The organism is Chryseobacterium sp. SIMBA_029 (assembly GCF_046535275.1).
Lineage (GTDB): Bacteria > Bacteroidota > Bacteroidia > Flavobacteriales > Weeksellaceae > Chryseobacterium.
The window spans coordinates 1-232 of the sequence record NZ_JAWRXA010000906.1 but is presented as its reverse complement, the minus strand read 5'-3'; the positions used below and the strand labels follow the sequence as shown (position 1 = coordinate 232).

The window sequence follows — 232 nt, the reverse complement described above, 5'->3', positions numbered from 1 at the left end:
ATTTCCTATTGTTTTTATTCCTATGATGAACAAAAACAGGGATAGTGAATTTACCAATTGGTTTGAAACAAGTGAGGGTGCTGCTTTAAAATCTGTTAACATAAATCAGTTTAGTAAAAATCTGGAGGTTTATGACGAACAGATTCAAAGCTTTAACAAAAAAAACTCCTACAAAAATCTAATCGACAGATTATGTCTGCAATATGTAGCGACCACAAGGCCTGTTGAACAG

The 232-nt window shown here is 33.2% G+C and carries 1 protein-coding gene; it reads left to right on the top strand.

Going from position 1 to position 232, the window contains the following annotated elements:
* A partial coding sequence (locus SB679_RS26465; RefSeq protein WP_410705422.1) for a hypothetical protein occupies positions 1-232 on the top strand: 232 nt, incomplete at both ends.